The sequence below is a fragment of the Candidatus Limimorpha sp. genome (genome assembly GCF_056203535.1).
Genome location: NZ_JBADWU010000035.1, coordinates 36,243 through 55,112 on the forward strand (window position 1 = coordinate 36,243; position 18,870 = coordinate 55,112).

The 18,870-nt window shown below is 43.7% G+C and carries 16 protein-coding genes; 12 read left to right on the forward strand and 4 right to left on the reverse strand.

Going from position 1 to position 18,870, the window contains the following annotated elements:
• Positions 1–8: 8 nt before the first annotated feature.
• The gene (locus AC06MN_RS04080) at positions 9–1,262 is read right to left on the reverse strand and encodes an arginine deiminase (protein WP_475671081.1); all 1,254 of its coding nucleotides are present in this window, start codon (positions 1,260–1,262) and stop codon (positions 9–11) included.
• A gap of 141 nt (positions 1,263–1,403) precedes the next feature.
• On the opposite strand from AC06MN_RS04080, the gene AC06MN_RS04085 reads away from it, so the two are divergent.
• The 5 genes from AC06MN_RS04085 to AC06MN_RS04105 all read left to right on the forward strand — a co-directional run bounded on the left by AC06MN_RS04085 (position 1,404) and on the right by AC06MN_RS04105 (position 7,628).
• Entirely contained in the window at positions 1,404–2,300 is an 897-nt protein-coding gene (locus AC06MN_RS04085) for a bile acid:sodium symporter family protein (RefSeq protein WP_475671082.1), read from the forward strand.
• A gap of 572 nt (positions 2,301–2,872) precedes the next feature.
• Entirely contained in the window at positions 2,873–4,633 is a 1,761-nt protein-coding gene (locus tag AC06MN_RS04090) for an ABC-F family ATP-binding cassette domain-containing protein (RefSeq protein ID WP_475671083.1), read from the forward strand.
• Positions 4,634–4,636: 3 nt separating this feature from the next.
• Complete coding sequence (locus tag AC06MN_RS04095; protein WP_475671084.1) at positions 4,637–5,446, forward strand: ion transporter; 810 nt, start codon at positions 4,637–4,639, stop codon at positions 5,444–5,446.
• Positions 5,447–5,453: 7 nt separating this feature from the next.
• Positions 5,454–6,965, forward strand: coding sequence for an RNA-binding domain-containing protein (locus AC06MN_RS04100; RefSeq protein WP_475671085.1), 1,512 nt, complete (start codon positions 5,454–5,456; stop codon positions 6,963–6,965).
• Positions 6,966–6,971: 6 nt separating this feature from the next.
• Positions 6,972–7,628, forward strand: coding sequence for a hypothetical protein (locus AC06MN_RS04105; RefSeq protein WP_475671086.1), 657 nt, complete (start codon positions 6,972–6,974; stop codon positions 7,626–7,628).
• Between the two features lie 176 nt (positions 7,629–7,804).
• Here the strand turns inward: AC06MN_RS04105 and AC06MN_RS04110 are convergent, their stop codons facing one another.
• The 3 genes from AC06MN_RS04110 to AC06MN_RS04120 all read right to left on the reverse strand — a co-directional run bounded on the left by AC06MN_RS04110 (position 7,805) and on the right by AC06MN_RS04120 (position 9,777).
• Positions 7,805–8,320, reverse strand: coding sequence for a ferritin (locus AC06MN_RS04110; RefSeq protein WP_475671087.1), 516 nt, complete (start codon positions 8,318–8,320; stop codon positions 7,805–7,807).
• 358 nt (positions 8,321–8,678) lie between these two features.
• The gene (locus tag AC06MN_RS04115) at positions 8,679–9,227 is read right to left on the reverse strand and encodes a ferritin family protein (protein WP_475671088.1); all 549 of its coding nucleotides are present in this window, start codon (positions 9,225–9,227) and stop codon (positions 8,679–8,681) included.
• Between the two features lie 235 nt (positions 9,228–9,462).
• The gene (locus AC06MN_RS04120; protein WP_475671089.1) at positions 9,463–9,777 is read right to left on the reverse strand and encodes a Dabb family protein; all 315 of its coding nucleotides are present in this window, start codon (positions 9,775–9,777) and stop codon (positions 9,463–9,465) included.
• 162 nt (positions 9,778–9,939) lie between these two features.
• Between AC06MN_RS04120 and nusB the strand changes: the two genes are divergently transcribed.
• The 7 genes from nusB to AC06MN_RS04155 all read left to right on the forward strand — a co-directional run bounded on the left by nusB (position 9,940) and on the right by AC06MN_RS04155 (position 18,551).
• Positions 9,940–10,929 carry a transcription antitermination factor NusB gene (nusB, locus tag AC06MN_RS04125; protein ID WP_475671090.1) on the forward strand — a complete coding sequence of 330 codons (990 nt, stop codon included), beginning with the start codon at positions 9,940–9,942 and terminating at the stop codon, positions 10,927–10,929.
• A gap of 185 nt (positions 10,930–11,114) precedes the next feature.
• Entirely contained in the window at positions 11,115–12,152 is a 1,038-nt protein-coding gene (gene porQ / locus AC06MN_RS04130) for a type IX secretion system protein PorQ (RefSeq protein ID WP_475671091.1), read from the forward strand.
• 264 nt (positions 12,153–12,416) lie between these two features.
• A complete protein-coding gene (gene recF / locus AC06MN_RS04135; RefSeq protein ID WP_475671092.1) occupies positions 12,417–13,529 on the forward strand; it encodes a DNA replication/repair protein RecF in 1,113 nt (370 codons plus the stop codon).
• 1 nt (position 13,530) lies between these two features.
• Positions 13,531–13,821, forward strand: coding sequence for a DciA family protein (locus AC06MN_RS04140; RefSeq protein ID WP_475671093.1), 291 nt, complete (start codon positions 13,531–13,533; stop codon positions 13,819–13,821).
• Positions 13,822–14,188: 367 nt separating this feature from the next.
• Complete coding sequence (locus AC06MN_RS04145; protein WP_475671094.1) at positions 14,189–16,363, forward strand: T9SS type A sorting domain-containing protein; 2,175 nt, start codon at positions 14,189–14,191, stop codon at positions 16,361–16,363.
• 653 nt (positions 16,364–17,016) lie between these two features.
• Positions 17,017–18,171: a T9SS type A sorting domain-containing protein gene (locus AC06MN_RS04150; protein ID WP_475671095.1), complete on the forward strand. Its 1,155-nt coding sequence runs from the start codon at positions 17,017–17,019 to the stop codon at positions 18,169–18,171.
• A gap of 35 nt (positions 18,172–18,206) precedes the next feature.
• Complete coding sequence (locus tag AC06MN_RS04155; protein ID WP_475671096.1) at positions 18,207–18,551, forward strand: HigA family addiction module antitoxin; 345 nt, start codon at positions 18,207–18,209, stop codon at positions 18,549–18,551.
• Positions 18,552–18,870 lie beyond the last annotated feature (319 nt).

Here is an 18,870-nt window from a genome sequence, read left to right on the forward strand (position 1 = left end):
ATGGAATGTTACCAGTCGACAGCCATACGCTGAACAGGCATGGTCATGCAGCGGGCACCGCCGCCACCGCGTGAAAGTTCGTTGCCTTCGAATGCGACGACGCACTTGTTCTGCTTTTCAAGGTTGACCTTGTTGTTGACCACGTCGGCTGCCGTAACGATGTTGAAACCGCCGTCGTTGAGGGCTTGCAAGGTGTGCTGGTTTCGTCCGTAGCCGAGGAATTTTCCCGGGGCAAGGCAGAAGAAATTGCAGCCGCTGTGCCACTGTTCGCGTGGGCCGTAATATGAGTCTTCCTCTCCGCCGCAGAAAATAGGCTCAACAGGAACGTTGAGTTTGTTCAAGGCGGAAATCAGGTCGTGTTCGTCTTCGCCGTATGCCTTTTGGCCGTCGATGGTGATGTGGAAAGTCTTGTATTGGCTGCTCTTGATGACTGGCTTGTAAGCCATGCATCTGTCGACATCTAACATGGTGAAGACCATGTCGAGGTGGATAAATGAATCAGGCTGCAAAGGCAATTCCTGGAAAATCAGGTGCTTGACACCGGGCTTTGTCTTCAGATGGTCGACCAATGCATTGATGCCCTGCATGTTGGTGCGGGCACCCATGCCGCTGATGATGATGTCGTCGCGAATAATCTGCACGTCGCCGCCTTCAACGGTGCCAATGGTGTTGGTGCCATATTTCACGGCAGGATTGATGACTTGAGCCTCGGCAAACAGTGGGTGGTAGTTGTAGATTGCATCCAGAATGATGCACTCACGGGCGCGTACCTTGCTGGCCATGTTGCAGATCATAAGGTTGTCGAACATGGTGAACGAGGCATCGCGCATGAAGAAAAGGTTGGCCAATGGCTTCAGGGAGAATTTCTCATTGTTGATGAAGGAAATGTCCTTAAAGCTGACGCCTTCAATGAGTTGGCGTGCTAATTCCTTGGGTTCCTGCTCCTTGAGGTAGGCCGAAAGAAAACCTACGTTTTCAGCCTTGCAGATACGGTCGACGAGGATGGACTTGATTTTGTCGTTACAGAGAATGTCGGCCAGCAAGGTGTCGATTTCGTGAACGTGGGCAACCTTCTGGAGGACTTTCTTAAAATAACCGTATTCTTTTTGTGCAATCTGCATGTTGAGAATGTCGCTATACAGAAAGCTATGTGCGTTTTCTGGCGTCATGTTTTCGAGTTCTGCGCCTGGTGTGTGAACTAATACGTGTTGAAGTTTTCCGATTTCGGAATTTACACAGACATTGATTGGATTTGAATCCATAAAAACTGTTTTGGTGAAACAATGGAAGTCGGGAATATGTAGCCCCGACTTCAAATATCGCTGCAAAATTAGGCATTTTTTGTCGTAATGCAAACAAAAAGGTGTTTTTCGTCGTACTTTTGCACCCGATTTTTGAAAGCTATGAACAGATTTCGCAATTATGTACTTCCAACGGCCATTGTCTTAGGCCTGATTTTCCATAGGTATTGTGCTATGTTTAAGGTGATTGTGCCTTATTTGATATTCACCATTCTGTTGCTCAATTTCGTGGCGGTCGACATGAAGAAACTGAAACTCTCGATGCTCGATTTCTGGTTGGTGCTGTTTCAACTTGTTGTAAGTTTGGGTAGTTATTTCATCATTCGGGCTTTGCATCTTAACGAAATCGTGGCGCAGGGTGTTTTGGTTGGTGTGATATGTCCGGTGGCGGCTTCCGTTGTCGTAATATCCTGTATATTAGGCGCAAACCGCGAAACCGTAACGACTTATACGATTGTCGGCAACCTGATGACAGCCGTTGCCGTCCCAATCATTTTTTCGTTTATCGGCGAAAATCAGGATTTGCCTTTCTGGCAGTCTTTCTTCGTGATTTTGAAGAAGATAGGTTCAGTCATCGGATTGCCTTTTTTCATTGCTTTCGTCTTCCATTTGCTTTGTCCGAAAGTGAATGTTTTTTTAAGCCGTTTCAAAGGCAGCACCTTTTATATATGGTCGGTCGCCCTGTTCATCACCTTGGGCCAGACCATCGATTTCATTTTCCTGCACGGTAAAGGCAATTGGGGACCGATTATCGGCTTGGCCCTTGCTTCGATGTGCTACTGCGCCCTGCAATATGGCTTCGGCAAATGGCTCGGCGGAAAATACGGCGATACGATTGCGGGCGGCCAGCTGCTCGGACAGAAAAACACGGCCATGGGCATCTGGATTGCCAACACCTATCTCTTGCCTTTGGCTTCGGTCTACTTGGCTTTTTATTCCATCTGGCAAAACCTCTTCAACAGCTGGCAAATGTGGCGGCACGACAGAGCGGATGTTTAGTTGTTTTTTTGTTTAGGCAATTATATACCTTTTGCCCCAAATTAGTCGGATACGCCAACCGTTGCAGTGTCCGAAGGATCCAAACTGCAACCGCCCTATACCCGCTCCGTATTTCGTCCAATACTCGTCCATACTTCGCTCAATGCTCACCCAATCCAAGGGATTGGACAAGCTGGGTGTCAGGTTGTTACAAATAACAGTAGAAGTACGGTGAGGACTCTGGGAAGTGACGGGCAGCTGGCAACGGAAATTCACCAAGTGGCAAATAAACTCCCTGTCGCGCTTTCTCCGTTTTTTGATGCTGCAAAGTCAGATAGGGAAAATCATTTTTTTGCCACGAATTATCTTCACTGTTTGGGTCTAAAAGTATATGATTACCTTTGTTTATTTGTTGAGGTGTTTTTGGTTGCTGATTTTGCCGAAGCATTGAAGCAAATTTAATGATGTGAAGAACAAAACGAGAACAAGCCACTGTATTTTGTCATTTCAAAAAATTACGTAATTCAAAAACAGATTCTCATCATTTGTTTATCTTTGCCACTTAATTTTTGTAGCGATATTTTTTTTGAATAATGAATTACCTGTCAGTCAACTCCATATCGAAATCGTTCGGCATCAAGACGCTGTTTTCCGATGTCACCTTTGGCATTGAGAAAGGCGACAAGACGGCTTTGATTGCCGCCAACGGCTCGGGCAAGTCGACCATGCTGAAAATCCTGATGGGGCAGGAAAGCCCTGATTCGGGTTCAATCGTGTATGCCAACGACTTGAAAATCGGTTATTTGGAACAACTCCCGACTTATCCTTCGGGCAGCCGCATCAGCGATTTATTAGAAGATTTGAACGAGGAACAGCGCCTGAATGCCGTTCAGTTCCTTTCGCGTTTCGAATTGAATGACCTTTCGCAAGTCACCGATAATCTTTCGGGTGGCCAAATCAAGCGCCTGGCTTTGGCTTTGGTCTTGCTGCACGACCCCGATTTCCTGATTATGGACGAACCGACCAACCACTTGGATGTGGAAATGGTGGAATGGCTTGAAAAATATCTGACCCAGTCGAGAGTGACGCTTTTGATGGTTACGCACGACCGCTATTTCCTTGACCGTGTGTGCAATAAGATATTTGAACTGTACCAAGGCGTGATGTACACGCACAACGGCAATTTTGATTATTACGTCCAGAAAAGCCGCGAGCGCGAGGAAGTGAAACGTGCCACTGCCGAAAAAGCGGGTCAATTGCTGAAACACGAATTGGAATGGATGCGCAGCACGCCGCAAGCCCGCACGGGCAAATCAAAAAGCCGCATTGATGCCTTTTATGATTTGAAGGATAAGGCTAAGGTTCAGCAAGTTGAGGAGCAGTTGCAGTTTGGCTTGAACATGCAGCGCCTCGGCGGAAAAATCCTGGAATTGGTGAATGTCAGCAAGAGTTATGATGACATCACCGTGCTGAAAGAGTTCGATTATGTCTTCAAACGTGGCGAGCGCATCGGCTTGATTGGTAAGAATGGAGTGGGGAAGTCGTCGTTTCTGAATCTCATTACGGGTGCCGTGAAGCCCGATATGGGTCATATCATTGTCGGCCAGACGGTTACATACGGCTATTATCGTCAGGAAGGCATCAAGTTCGATGAGGACAAGACGGTTTTGGACACAATACGCGATATTGCCGAAGTGATATATTACGGTAAAAATCAGGTATATACGGCGGAACAATTGCTGGCGCATTTCATGTTTCCTTACAAGATGCACCGTCAGCCGGTGGCGCTTTTGAGCGGTGGCGAAAAACGCCGGCTTTATCTGCTCACGGTTCTGGTCAGTAATCCGAATTTCCTGATTTTGGACGAACCGACCAACGACTTGGATTTGCTCACCTTGCAGAAACTGGAGGATTTTTTGCGCGGCTACAAAGGATGCCTTTTAGTGGTCTCACACGACCGTTTTTTCATGGACGAAGTCGTCGACCAACTCTTTGTTTTTCAGGGCGAAGGCAAGGTGAAAGGCTTCATGGGCAACTATTCGCAATACAAGGATTATCTGACCGAAAAACTCAAGGCGGAACGCAAGGAACAGACCGCCCAAAAGCAAGCGGAACCCGTGCAGAAAAAAGTCCGCGAAAAGGTAAAACGCTCTTTCAAGGAAAACCGCGAGTTTGAGGATTTGACCAAGCAAATCGCTGAACTTGAGAAAGAAAAAGCTGCCATTAATGAGGCTTTAAACACCGAAACGGATTATCAGAAACTGCACGATATGGGCAACCGCTTGACTGAAATCAATAATTTGTTGGACGAAAAAGAGCTGCGTTGGCTCGAATTGGATGAAATAGGAGGATAGTTTATGGCAAGAAAGAAATTTAGGTTTGTAAGGTTTTGGTCGAGTGATAGATTCATCTTGACAATTATCATACTGAACGCCATCACGATATTTTTAGAGCAAACCTACGGCTATCACACGGTGCTCTATGCCATTGATGTCTGTTGCACGTTGGTTTTCCTGGTCGAAATGATAGTCAAGCATTACCGCCTTGGTTTTAAGAAATATTGGTCTGATTCATGGAATCGTCTTGATGGAATTTTGGTGTTGCTTTCCTTGCCATCGGTGCTGATGCTTTTGTTTCCTTTCAAGATGATGGATTTAAGTGTCTTTTTGATTATCAGGATGTTACGCGTGACCAAAATGTTCAAGGTCATCCATTTCTTTCCGCGATTTTCTTCGATAATGAATAATTTCAAGCTGGCAATGGATCGTTCCTACGGTATTTTGCTTTGCTTTCTTGTGCTTATCGTGATTTCCGGAATGATTAATTGCAGCTTGTTCAAGGATTTGGCACCACAGTATTTTGCAACGCCTTTGGATTCAATCTATTCGGTGTTTCGGCTTTTCACGGTCGAAGGCTGGTATGAAATTCCTGACGCGATTTCGATTGCCATTTCGCCGGTTTGGGGGAAGATAGTCCGGCTCTATTTTTGCATTTTGCTCCTGCTTGGCGGCATTTTGGGCATGTCGTTCATCAACTCCATTTTCGTTGACGCCATGGTCAGCGACAACAACGACGATGTGAAGGCGCAGTTAGCCGAAATGGAAAAGAAGTTGGATAAACTGCTTGAAGAAAAGGAGTCGGAAAAGAATGATGAATTGTATAAATGATTAAAGAATGAAATTGATAGAAAGCAATAGAATAGAGTTTAAAAGGGAGCTGACTAAGGATTTGGACATTGAAAAAGAGATAGTTGCATTCCTCAATTATCGTGAAGGTGGTATGCTGTATATTGGCATTGATGATGACGGAACACCTGTTGGTGTCAAAGACATAGATGGAGATATGCTGAAGCTCAAAGACCGTATTCGCAAGGGTATTTCACCTTCTCCTATGGGTTTGTTTGATGTTTGCATGGAATCAATAGACAATGTTCCAGTCATAAGGGTGTTTGTGGCGAGTGGTTCGGAAAAACCATATTATAAGACACTTTATGGAATGTCGGGACGCGGTTGTTACATGCGTGTCGGAACAGCTGCTGAACCAATGACTACTTCTCAAATTGAGGAAATGTTTTCACATCGCGTGCATAATTCCATAAAGAATATGGTGTCTCCACGTCAGGATTTGACTTTCACACAACTTCGCATATATTATCAGGAACATGGTTTGTCGTTGAATGACAATTTCCTTCGTACTTTGGAATTGCTCACCAATGATGGCCGTTTGAATTATGCGGCATATTTGCTCGCTGATGAGAATGGCAATTCCATGAAATTGGCAAAATACGCTGGTTCAGACCGTTATGAACTTGTTTCGAATAACGAATATGGCTATTGTTGCCTTTTGACGGCGGCACAAAAGGTGTTGGATAAACTGGATGTTGAGAATAAAGTTTCAAGTGTTATTACGCCTACTGGCAGACATGACACATTACAATGGAATAAAATTGCTATCCGTGAAGCCTTAATTAATGCCATAGTGCATAATGATTACAGTTATGAAGCACCTTCAAAAGTGGAGTTGTTTTCAGATCATCTGGAAATCACATCCATAGGTCGCATTCCTGACGGACTGTCCAAAGAGGATTTCTTTAAAGGCGTGAGTGTGCCAAGGAATAAGGAATTAATGCGCGTTTTTAGGGATGTTGAAATGGTTGAGGCTTTAGGTTCGGGCATGTTGCGCATTATGCGTACATACGGACCGGAATGTTATGAGTTTGGCGATAACTTTATCCGTTTCCGTGTGAATTATGGTACTGTAAATGTTACTGTAAACGATGGAAATGTTACTGTAAGTGGTGAAAGTGGTACTGCAAATGTTACAGTAAATGACGAAAATGTTACTGTAAGCGGTGAAAGTGGTACTGTAAATGTTACTGTAAACGATTCGGATGAAATAGGAGCGATAATTTCACAATTAAATGAAAGGCAAATTGAAATACTGAAATATATTGGTTGTAGTACATGCAATGAAGAGACTCCGGCAAAAATTGAAACTATTGTAGAATATCCCTTTGTGAATTATGAATCGATGGCTCAACAATTTGGAGTAGTAAAGATGACTATTAAACGTGATTTCGATAAATTGCGCAAGGTGTATGGATTGGTTTGCCGTGTTGGAGCAGATAAAAATGGTGTTTGGTTATTAACGGATAAGGGAATGGCTGTGTATCAGCATTTGAATTAGTTTTTTATGAGTTACGATGTCCAACATAAGATATACCTAAAGGATGGCAACGAAGAGAAACTGACGCTGTTGCAAGAACTGTTGATTGAATACAATGGAAAAATGGATATTGGCATGGATACGGTTTTTGATGATGATGGCGAACCGATTCCGATGTTGTGTTTGAGCGATGCCGAATGGAATTTTGGCCGTGGTTGCACATGGTACACGTTTGATGTGAATATGTGTGCAATATCAGAGGCGTTCAACAGGAAATATCCTGATGAGACCATCTATGCCTATACCAAGACCGAGGATGGATTTGAGGAAAAATATAGTTTTGAGGATGGTAATGTGCAAACGGAGAAGGTGATTCATTTCCGGCAGGAATTGGAAAAAGTATGTAAACAACTGAATGAAAACAGCCATAAAGCGTATGCTGGATTGTATGAAATCCAGATGGTTGCAGGACATCCTACAGTGCGCTTTCGAGAAGGTGCGTACACCATGATTGATTGGAATTATTTTGAACTTTACGGAAACATATTTCAAGATTCCTATTCAACAGAGTTACCGACGGCAATGCATATTTCTTCCAGAAACTATTCTTCGTTAGAAGACAGAGCGCGTGCAATGAAGTTGCTTTACGACTACATGGTGGAGCACAGAGGTGAATTTCGGTAGTCTTGATTTCCGGATTTCGAGTTGCAGAGTGTCAAAATAATGACACGTTTTTTGTTACGGTTTACTGTTTTGTAAAATTGCGGAACGAAAAACCTAATTTACTCCTGGATCCATAATTATCAAAAAAATACAGGCCGACCTTTCGGTCAGCCTGTATCAGTTGAATTTGAATTTCCTTACTTCTTCAGCGGGCTTGGCGTGTGGTATTCACGTTTGCCGAGTTCGCAATCGAGGACCAGCATGGCGGCATTGTCGCCTTCGGTCATCTTAGCTTGGAAGATGAGATCGCGGTCGTTCTCTTCCTCTTCAATCTGTTCGTCGATGAACCAAGCGAGCATGTTTTGGGCAGCACGGTCATGGTCGTCTTCGGCGATGTCGCAGAGGTTGTTGATCAAGGCGGTCACTCTCTTTTCGTGAGCCCAAGTGTCTTCGAAGGTAGCGAGAACACTTTCCCATTCAGTCTGGACTTCGGCGATAGGAGCGAGTATGACCTTTGCATCCTGTGAATGCAGGTAGTTGATGAAGATTTCGGCATGAGCCTGTTCTTCAAGGAATTGCACTTTGTACCAGTTGGCGATGCCTTTGAAACCCTTCTTGTAAAGGTCTTGCGACATGCTCAGGTAAAGGTAGGCTGACCACATTTCAGCATTGATTTGCTGGTTGATGGCTTCTGTTAATCTTTCACTAATCATAGTTCTGTTTGTTTTATGGTTGATAATTGAATGTCTCTTTTGTAGAGACGCGATTCATCGCGTCTTGGATTTTAATGGTTAGGAGTATTTTTCTGATTCTTGATTTTATTGAAACGATAACCATCGAATTTCAAATTTGTTCAAAAAAAAACCGAAATTATATACTTCGTGATTTTCTAAAATCGCAAAAGGTGCTGTTCGCAAGCTCACTTTGCCCTTTGCTCGGATAAGTTGCCCTTTCAGGGCGGACACGTGTCCGTTTTATCTTTCTTGAAACCTTTGAAAACATCCTTTCGCCAGACTCATGAAACTATTTACTCCTAACTCCTAATTCCTAACTCCTCACTTTCCATTTAAATCATTTTCCAAAATAACGCTTGTACAAGCCTTCAAAGCCTTTGCCGTGGCGGGCTTCGTCCTTAGCCATTTCGTGGACGGTGTCGTGGATGGCATCAAGGTTGCGTTCCTTGGCGATACGGGCGATGCGCATCTTGTCTTCACAGGCGCCACATTCGGCCATCATGCGCTTCTCGAGGTTGGTCTTGGTGTCCCAAACCACATCACCGAGCAGTTCGGCGAACTTGGCGCAGTGTTCGGCTTCTTCGAAAGCGTAACGCTTGAAAGCCTCGGCGATTTCAGGATAGCCTTCGCGGTCGGCTTGGCGGCTCATGGCCAGATACATGCCGACTTCGGTGGCTTCGCCCATGAAGTGAGCGTTGAGGTCCTTTATCATCTCTTCGCCGGTGCCTTTGGCAATTCCGATGACGTGTTCGGTGACGAAATTCAGGGCAGCGCCTTCTTCGGCGACTTTCCATTCAACCACTTGCTTGCACTGTGGGCAGCGTTCAGGAGCTTCTTCTCCTTCGTAAACGAATCCGCAAATAGGGCAGATAAACTTTTTCTTCATGATAAAATAATCTGAGTTTAATTATGTTTGTTACATTGATTCAAAAATTGAAATTGCAAAGTTAGGACTTTTGTCTGATATTTTGTCCAAATTTTCCACAAAAAAACGGAATTGTGGTTCTGAGGTCACTCATCACCCATCACCCGTCGTTTCGACAGGCTCAACGGGCTGACTACTCCTAACTCCTCACTCCTAATTCCTAACTCCTCACTCCTAATTCCTAACTCCTAGTTCATCAGTCTTCCACCCAGTAGTCGGCGACGATGCGCGAAATCCTGACCTTTTTGCAATAATTGCTGATTTCCAGATGCAACGGATGGTTCTTGTAAGTTTCCAAATCCCTCATTGAGCGGAAAGTGGCGGTGAGCACGGCATCGTAGGCCGCATCCGACTCCTTTATATTAATGCCGACTTCCGCCGAAAGCAATTCCGGAACCCGTCCGACCAGTGCCTCCAAATGTTCCTTCATCCATTGTGCGTTTTCCGTTCTCGTACGCCCTTCGGCAAAATCCTGAAAGCGCCACATTACGATGTGTTTGAGTATTTTCATTTTCCAGATGATTTTAATGGCGCAAAAGTACAAAAACAATGTATATAGCTTGCGACATGCAACTTAAAGCCTGCGGCATATATTAAATTTTTAACCAACCACTCACATTTCCCATAATTTTTCTACCTTTGCATTTTATTTTACCGTTCTAATTTTATTCTTATGTTGAATAGGAGATTTTTAAGAGTCAAGGTGTTGCAGGAAATTTACGCCTGCCACCAGTCTGAGGAAACCGACTTGAACAAAGCCGAAAAACATTTGTTGGAAAGTGTTGATAATCTTTATCAACTCTTTGTGTATCAGCTGTCTTTCTGGGTCGAAGTGAAGCGTTTCGCCGAACGCCGCATCGAGGAAAACCGCACGAAGAATTTCCCGACCTACGAGGATTTGCACCCGAACATGAAGTTCGTCAACAACCGCGTCCTCGATATGCTCGACAACAACAAGCACCTGCTTGCCTTGGAGGAACAATACAAGATCAACTGGGCCGACTATCGCGAGGATTTCATCCGTGGCTTCTACAACCGCCTACGCGAATATCCTGAATATCAGGCTTACATGAACAGCAGCGAGGATAGTTTCGAGGACGACCGCAAGTTCTTGGTTTCCATCGTCGACAAATACATGGCTGAAGAAATTGCCGAAGACGAAGAAGGCGGCGAAAAGACTTTCCTCTCCGATTTCTATTGCGACCGCAATCTCTCCTTCAACAGCGATTACCAGATTGCCATCTTCCTGTTGTGGAAATACCTCAACGAGATGCCAAACGATTTCAACGAAAACACCAGATTGCCATCGGCTTACAAAACCCAGGGCAATGTTCCGAATGAAGACCGCGAGTTCGTCATCAATCTGTTTAAGAAGACCATGACGAATGCCGAAGAATTCAGGAAAATCGTTGAAGAAAACACCTCCAATTGGAATTACGACCGTCTCGCCATGATGGATAAGATTTTGATTTTCATGGCAATGACGGAATTTTCTTACTTCCACGATATTCCAGTCAAAGTAACCATCAACGAGTACATAGAGATTTCGAAATTCTACAGCACGCCCGACAGCCGCCGTTTCATCAATGGCATGTTGGACAAGATTTCGCAGGTCATGAAGGGAAACGGGACCTTGGTGAAAACCGGCCGTGGCCTGATTTGATGCAATAATTTGAGTAGATGTCCGTTATGAACTTGTCTGATGTAAAGTTTTGCTTCTGACTTTTTGCTTCTGGCTTCTGGCTTTTGGCTATTGGCTAACGAATCAAACAATAAATGATAAATTTTGTCTAATCAACGATTTGGCTAATGGCTAAAAGCTAATAGCTAAAGGCTAAAAAAGAAAAAATGAGAAAAAACTTGTCAAAAATATTGCTGTTTGCGGCTTCAATGCTTGCATTATCAACACAAGCTCAAGTAGTGAATGACGGACTTTATAGGGCTGTGCGTGCCACAAATTCGGCGCGTGTTGCTGCTTTGGGCGGTTTGCCGCTGCCATTTCATGATGGTGATATTCAGACTGCTACGTTCAATCCATCGGCCATTTGCCCTGCGATGAACGACCAGCTGTCGTTTTCATACGTCGGCGATTTCAACATCGGATCGAATTTCGCTGCTGTTCAGTATGCCCGCGATTTTGAAAAGGCAGGCAGTTTCTGCGCTTCCTTGCAATATTACAATTACGGTAATTTCAAGGAAACTTCGGAGGGCGGCACCGATTTAGGCTCTACCTTTCAGGTCAGCGATTATGCCATGACCATAGGCTGGGGGCGCGAACTGACCGACAAATGGAGCATCGGCGCCAACCTGAAATATGCTGCTATGCATGGCGATTCCTATTCATCGGGTGCTTTGGCTGTTGATGTGGCCGCCACTTATTGGGCTTACAGCGATTGGGCGGTGTCGTTGATTGCACGCAATATCGGGCATCAGCTTTTCACCGTCAATTTCGACAACAGCGAAGGCTGGATGCCTTTCAGCCTCGACTTGACCGCCTCGAAAAAACTGGCACATTTGCCGCTTACTTTTGTGTTCGCTTATAAGGACATCCAGAAATGGGACCAACTCGCCAAGGAAGAGGAAAAATACGACCCTATCACCGGCGATTTGATTAAGGAAAACAAAACGACACGTTTTTTCAAAAATGTTGGTTGCCATTTCGTCATTGGCGGTGAATTGGAAATCGGCAAGAACCTTGTGCTTCGCGCAGCCTATAACTACGGCACACACAATAAGATGACCGTACCTTCTGCACGCGACCTTACGGGATTTTCCCTCGGTTTCGGCATCAAGGTGAAACGGTTTGAAATTGATTATTCACGCTCAAGGACAAACATCGTCGGTTCTCCTAATTTCTTGACAGTCAAGGTGAATCTCAACAAGTAATTAACGATAAATTAAGTTGAGACAAATTCAAACGCCAAGCGTAGATATTTTGATAAACACAAATTTTCACAAATTAGCCGTTAATTATTGTGAAATCGAAGATTAGACACAATCAACTGATTTGATACATAGATAGATAAAACTCCGATAATTTATGATTCATTTATGGTAATTGACTACGTCGAATCTTCGATTTTGTGTTTAGCGAAACGAAAAAATAGCTATTTTTGGCTCAAGTTATTGTTTAATTATCACTAAGGATTGATGTATCTCCACGAACTGAAACTGGCGAATTTCAAGAATTGCGAATCGGCTGACTTGGTGCTGTCCGAAAAGGTGAATTGTTTCGTGGGACTGAATGGAGCTGGAAAGACCAACATACTTGATTCCATCTATTACCTTTCGTTTTGCAAGAGCTTTTTCGGCGCGACGGATAAGATGAACATCCGACACAATCAGGATTTTTTCAGCATCCACGGTCTTTATTCACACGACGAAAAGGAAGACGAACTGGTTTCGTGCATTCAGAAACGCGATGCGCAAAAGTCGTTCCGTTTCAATAAAAAGGAATACAGCCGCCTCTCCGACCATATCGGGAAATTCCCCTTGGTGATGATTTCGCCCTACGACCGCGACCTCATCAACGAAGGCAGCGACTTGCGCCGAAAGTTCATCGATGGCGTGATTTCACAGTTCGACCCCTTGTATCTCAACGCTTTACTGAAATACAACCGTGCCTTGCAACAACGCAATACGCAACTGAAACAGTTTGCCGAAACACGCACTTTCGACCGCGATTTGCTACGCCTTTGGGACGACCAGCTGATAATGAATGCAGAAGACATTCACGCCAAACGGCAACGTTTTTTGGAAGAATTCCTGCCAATTTTCCAGCATTATTACGAAATCGTTTCGGGTGGAAACGAGCAGGTCGGCATTGGCTATCAGTCGCGCCTCAGTGAAAAACCGTTGCGCGAACTGCTTGATGAAAGCCTTAACGCCGATTGTCATTCGGGTTACACGAATGTTGGCATCCATAAGGACGATTTGGAGTTTGAACTTGATGGACATCAGTTGAAGAAATTCGGTTCGCAAGGCCAGCAGAAATCGTTTGTCGTGTCGATACGCTTGGCTCAATTCGAGTTTAACTATCAGAAGATTGGCTACAAGCCCATTCTGCTTTTGGATGACATTTTCGACAAGTTGGACGACCAGCGCGTGATGAAACTGGTCCGTTTGGTCGGCGACAACCATTTCGGACAGGTTTTCATTACTGATACACAGCGGAAACGTGTGGAATGTCTGTTTGACGATACCGACATCAACCACAAGATTTTTGAAGTCGATAAGGGCGTTGTCACTGAAATCGGAGGTTGAGATGGAATATTATAACGTGCAGAAATTAGGCGACTTAATCAGGGAGTTCATCCAGATGCACAAAGGTCCCGATTATCTTGATGAGATGAAAATCATCAACTCATGGAAAGCTGTTGTCGGGTCTTTCATAGCTTCGCATACCATTGATTTGGCCATCCGAAACAAGATGCTTTTTGTGCGCGTCGATTCCGATGCCTTGCGCATGGAATTGAGCTATTCAAAATCGGTATTGAAAGACAATCTCAATGGCTTGGTAGGACGCGAAATCATCACGGAAATCGTGCTGAATTAATTTTGTCAAATTCATGATTTAGATAAAGTTTAGCGCGAAAATCGCGTCTTCGCTGTGTTGTTTGTCATCAAGAACCTAACCCCGTAAGCAGTTGTTTGTTGCTAACTAATTGATATTCAGCATTTACCCCCCCCATAAATTTTTTAAAAAAGTGTTGGTTTTGAATAAAAAAAAGTATTTTTGTAGCCATACAAGTTGATCAATATCAAACCGAAAATCTTTGAGTTGGATTAATGGGTTTTATGCCATCTCAGAGATTGAAAATGATTTATAAAACCCGTCATAAAAAAATGTTTATATGAAAAACGTCATTAAATTAATTGCATGTTTGACATGCGTGGCTTTATCAAGTCAAATGTTTGGGCAATTGAAAGTCTATGACAATGGCAGTGTGGCTATTGGAGCAAATTCGTTGAATAATTCAGCGTCCCAACTCACAGTGATTGGTAATTTTGCCCAGGACACCATTACGGGTGTGGTGAACCGTGTGGAAGCACCATACTTTGAGCAAAACGTATGCGATAGCCGTTTTGCCATCGCAGTGGAGGGCCAAACCTATTACGTCATGGTGGACGGCTACTGGCCGAATCCTTATTTGGATGATTTGGTTGTTCATTACGATACTGTTTCGGTAGGCAATGAAATTAAGGTTGTTGGAAGTGTTTTGGAAATGGAAGATGGGAATGGCGAAAACTTTAGTGTTATTGATATTAAGGAACTGGTTGATGCTGAATATTTATATTTTAATTCTCGCATTTGTTGGATGGGATTTCTTAGCCAGATAGCTTATCCAGGGCCTGATTTCGTTGATGCGTATGTTATCACCAATGATAATGGTGAACCTCTTTACTTTGTTGCCATTGATGGTCAATTACAAACGGATTATACATCATGGGTGGTTAATGGAGAGACTATCAATTCCACGTCACAGTACATATTTGTTGGCTCCCATGAAATATGGACAGACTATTATGGAGAGCCTTTTATGGTATTTAACCTGAAACTTGCCATTCCGTATGGCATTGTTTCCGATAACATAGAAGGCACCCTTTCCCTAAATAACAGTTTACAGTGCTTGAGTGTGTACGACGGAACCGACTACTATTATTTAACCATTAAAGATGCAATGCAGCATAGTTTCATCAATCCAGACCTTTATGAAGAAAACACATCTGTTTCTGTTGGTGGAGTTGAAACCTCACACTATGATATGTTTGGCAACATGTTCTTTTCCTTTGAAATTGCTGCTTTACAGTCGCTTGAAGATAAGACATTGATGGGAATATTGGAAGATGCTCCAAGCCCAGCAACCGGCTCCGTTCCAATGCCAGGAATGGAATTGGCATTTTTTAGCGGTGATGAATTTTATTATCTTGACAACGAGAGAGTTTTTATAGGACCTTATTATGATATTGAAGCAGTTATCATTGGCAATGACACCTTGATGAATGGCGCAGAGTTAACGGCTACGTTTTCGTCAACAATGAGAATTGACAATGGTTTTGAACCATATTATTGTATTTTTATCTCAGAAACAAATAATTTGAATGGCATTCAGGAACTGACTGCGGAGCAGAATGAAAACAACATCGTGCTGAAGTGGAATTATCCTGCGGAAAGCGCACTCAATCAGGAAGCCATGCTCTCATGGTCAAATGGGGAAGACTTTACAGAAATGGCTTATACAGGTGAAAATGATTATGTGGCACATCGCTACGACTCGTTAGATTTGATGCGTTTTGACGGCTGGATTATCAGGCAAATATCCATGATACCGATTGTTGCGGAAAACACTTATACGGTTGATGTCTGGATGAAAAATGGAGAGAGCTATGAATTGGTTTGCAGTCAGGAAGTGCAAAATATGGTTTGTGGAGAATGGAATCAGGTTGATTTAGAGGAAGGTGTCGTGATTGACAGCAGCAAGGAATACTTGATTGGCTATTCGTCGGTTGGCGAAGGATATTACACATTGGCTGCCGACCTTGAGGAAACCGTGCTGAACAAAAACATGATAATGGAAAATGGGGAATGGTTTGTTTCGCCTATGAGTCTTCACAACTGGATGATTCGTGCAACTGTAACAGCACCTGTGAATTGTCCTTTCAACCGTGATGCAACCACGCTGAAAGGATACAACATTTTCCGAGAAGGAGAACTTGTTACAAACATTCCATACGCTTTTCAGACCTATTATATTGATGAATCGAATAATGGGAATTCTACAGTGGAATATTGCGTTTCGGCGGTTTACGAAGGTGGAGAATCGGAAGCAACGTGTGTGAGTGTGAGTCCATTAGGCCTTCTTGAAAATGACAAAACCGATTTGCTCACGGTTTCGCCCAACCCTGCCAGCGGCATGGTTCGCATTGAAGGCGCCACTGTTGCCGAAGTGCAGGTTTGCAATACCATCGGACAATTACTGAAATCCGCACAAAACACCAACGAAATTTCCGTTTCCGAGTTGCCGCAAGGAATTTACATGCTTCGCATCACGGATGAAAACGGAACGGTCGCTGCACGGAGAATTGTGGTGAGATAAGGATTGTAGAGACGCGATTCATCGCGTCTCTACATGAAAAAATCCACCGAGAGGTGGATTTTTTATTGTTTGTTTGTTTGTTTGTTTGTGCGAAATTTTTGCTATTATTGCACCAAAATTATCATAAATCATTAAAACATAGCAAAATGAATGGCAGAATGAGAAAGGTTGTTTTAATATCTTTAATGCTTTTCACTTCAGTAATTCTCAAAGCCCAGTTTGTCATCGATTGGCAGCAATGCTACGGCGGTGAAAACAATGATGAAGCGCATGGAATAGTGCAGGTGGGTGATGGATTTTTGGTTTCAGGGACAAGCAGATCCCCAAACAGCGGAATGGTGGACTGTGATTTCGGCAATTATACTGGTGGGGCATGGTTGATTAAAATTAACAATAATACCGATTTGAAATGGAGTACTTGTTATACGTCTAGTGTTTATGGAATAAACCGGTATACTAATGATAGCCCAATCTATACATTTGGAGGTGGAGCTTTCCCTGAAACGGGAAAAACAGGTCTAGGCATTCGTAGAATCGACGAAAGCGGAAATACAATCTGGGAGCGGATTGTTGGTGCGCCGGACCATGATTTCAACCATGGTGTTGGGGCTTTAGCGACTTCAGATGATGGCGTTTTAGGATGGGCGAATCCTTTGTTTACTGGCGGTGACATATCTCATGCGTATGGCCATTGTGACGGCTGGCTTATCAAGCTGGACAGCTTGGGCAACACGGAATGGGAAGTGACACTGGGAACCGATGAGACGGATGTGATTTATGGTTCGTGTGAGACCAGTGATGAGGGTTTTCTTGTATTTATGCAATCGCTTGCTGGTGGCATGTCAGGTTCCATCTACCCGTGCAAGCCAGAAACAAACATGTATGATGCAATGTTGGTGAAAGTTGACGAGGATGGCGAGATAGAATGGAACAGGTGCTATGGAGGTTCGGGGATGGACCAGTTCAATAATGGCGGTATAGAACTCGATGATGGATATCTCGTGGTGGGTACTTCATCGTCGGATGACGATGACCTTGAAGGAGCGGGCTATCATTTAGGTTACAATGTCGCTCACCAGAAGACTACCGATGTCTGGCTCGTGCGTATGGATTTTGACGGCAACATCATTTGGAGCCGTTGCTATGGAGGTAGCGGAACAGATATTCCTATCCGCGTATTCCAAAACGAAGACGGCGGTTTCACCGTGTTTGCCCAATCAGCCTCACTCAACGGTGATGTCCAAAGTGCTGCGCATTGGGGCATCAGCCAAGGTCATGAATTAAATAACTATTGGGTTTTTCGAACTGACAGCGATGGGAACTTGCTCTGGGAACGTGCCATCGGGTCAAGGAATGGCGCACGTGAAGAGCTGAATGCTGTGGTTAAACACAATGACCGGGAATATACCTTGGCGGGTTTTGCTCCAAATTGGAGTAGTTTCATGTATGATCTTTATCATGGTGATATTACTTGCTCAAACAATTACCTTTGCGGCGAACCTGGCAGTGCGGTTTACTGGATTGTTCACATCAGGGATGTTTTTGACTATGATGCGGTGGATGAGAATGTTTGTGATAAACAGGAACCGTTTAATGTATTTCCGATACCAGCAAAAGATGTAATTACAGTCCGTGGTAGTGAAGACACTTTTCATTACAGCATATTTAATGCTATAGGGCAAAAGGTAGCTCAAGGTTCAGCCCAAGGGGAGCAGCAAATCAATGTCGCAAGCATAAGCAAAGGCATTTATTTCATCCGCTTCACCAACGGCACGCAAACCTGCGTGAAGAAGATAGTGCTGGAATAAAAATGTGAAATGACAAACCATTATAAATAAACAATATGATTACCTTGAAAGACATCAACCCCGAAATGATTGCCAACAACCTTACTCCATTAGAACCAGTCCATCCCGGACTTGTCTTGAAAGAGGAAATAGAGTATCGCGGCATTTCGCAGAAACAACTGGCACGGCAAATGTCGGTTTCCTATACGGTTCTGAATGAAATCCTGAACGGGAAACGCCCTATTTCAACCGACTACGCTTTGTATTTGGAAGCCGCCTTAGGCATCGATGCGCAGCTTTGGATTCAGATGCAAGCCGATTACAATCTGCAAGTTGCAAAAGCCGACAAGACTGTCATGCAACGCATCCTTGAAATCAGGAAAATGGTGGCGGTGCTTTGAAGGTCTATAAAGTAGAGACGCGATTCATCGCGTCTCATATAATAATTTGATACAGCGAAGACGCGATAAATCGCGTCTCTACAATAAAAAATGGCATTTATATACCATTTGACCTGTAAAAATTTCATGATAGCCATTAAGTTATGATGGATAATGACGAATTTGCTTGACTTAAGATCCCATCCTTCATCCGTACCACATTTCCCCAAATGTTAAATGTTAAAATGTTAAATCGACCTCCGAAAAAGTGCCGCATTTTGCGTTAAAACGATAAATTGACACTGATTTTCGCGTGCGTGCGATATATATAATGTAATTA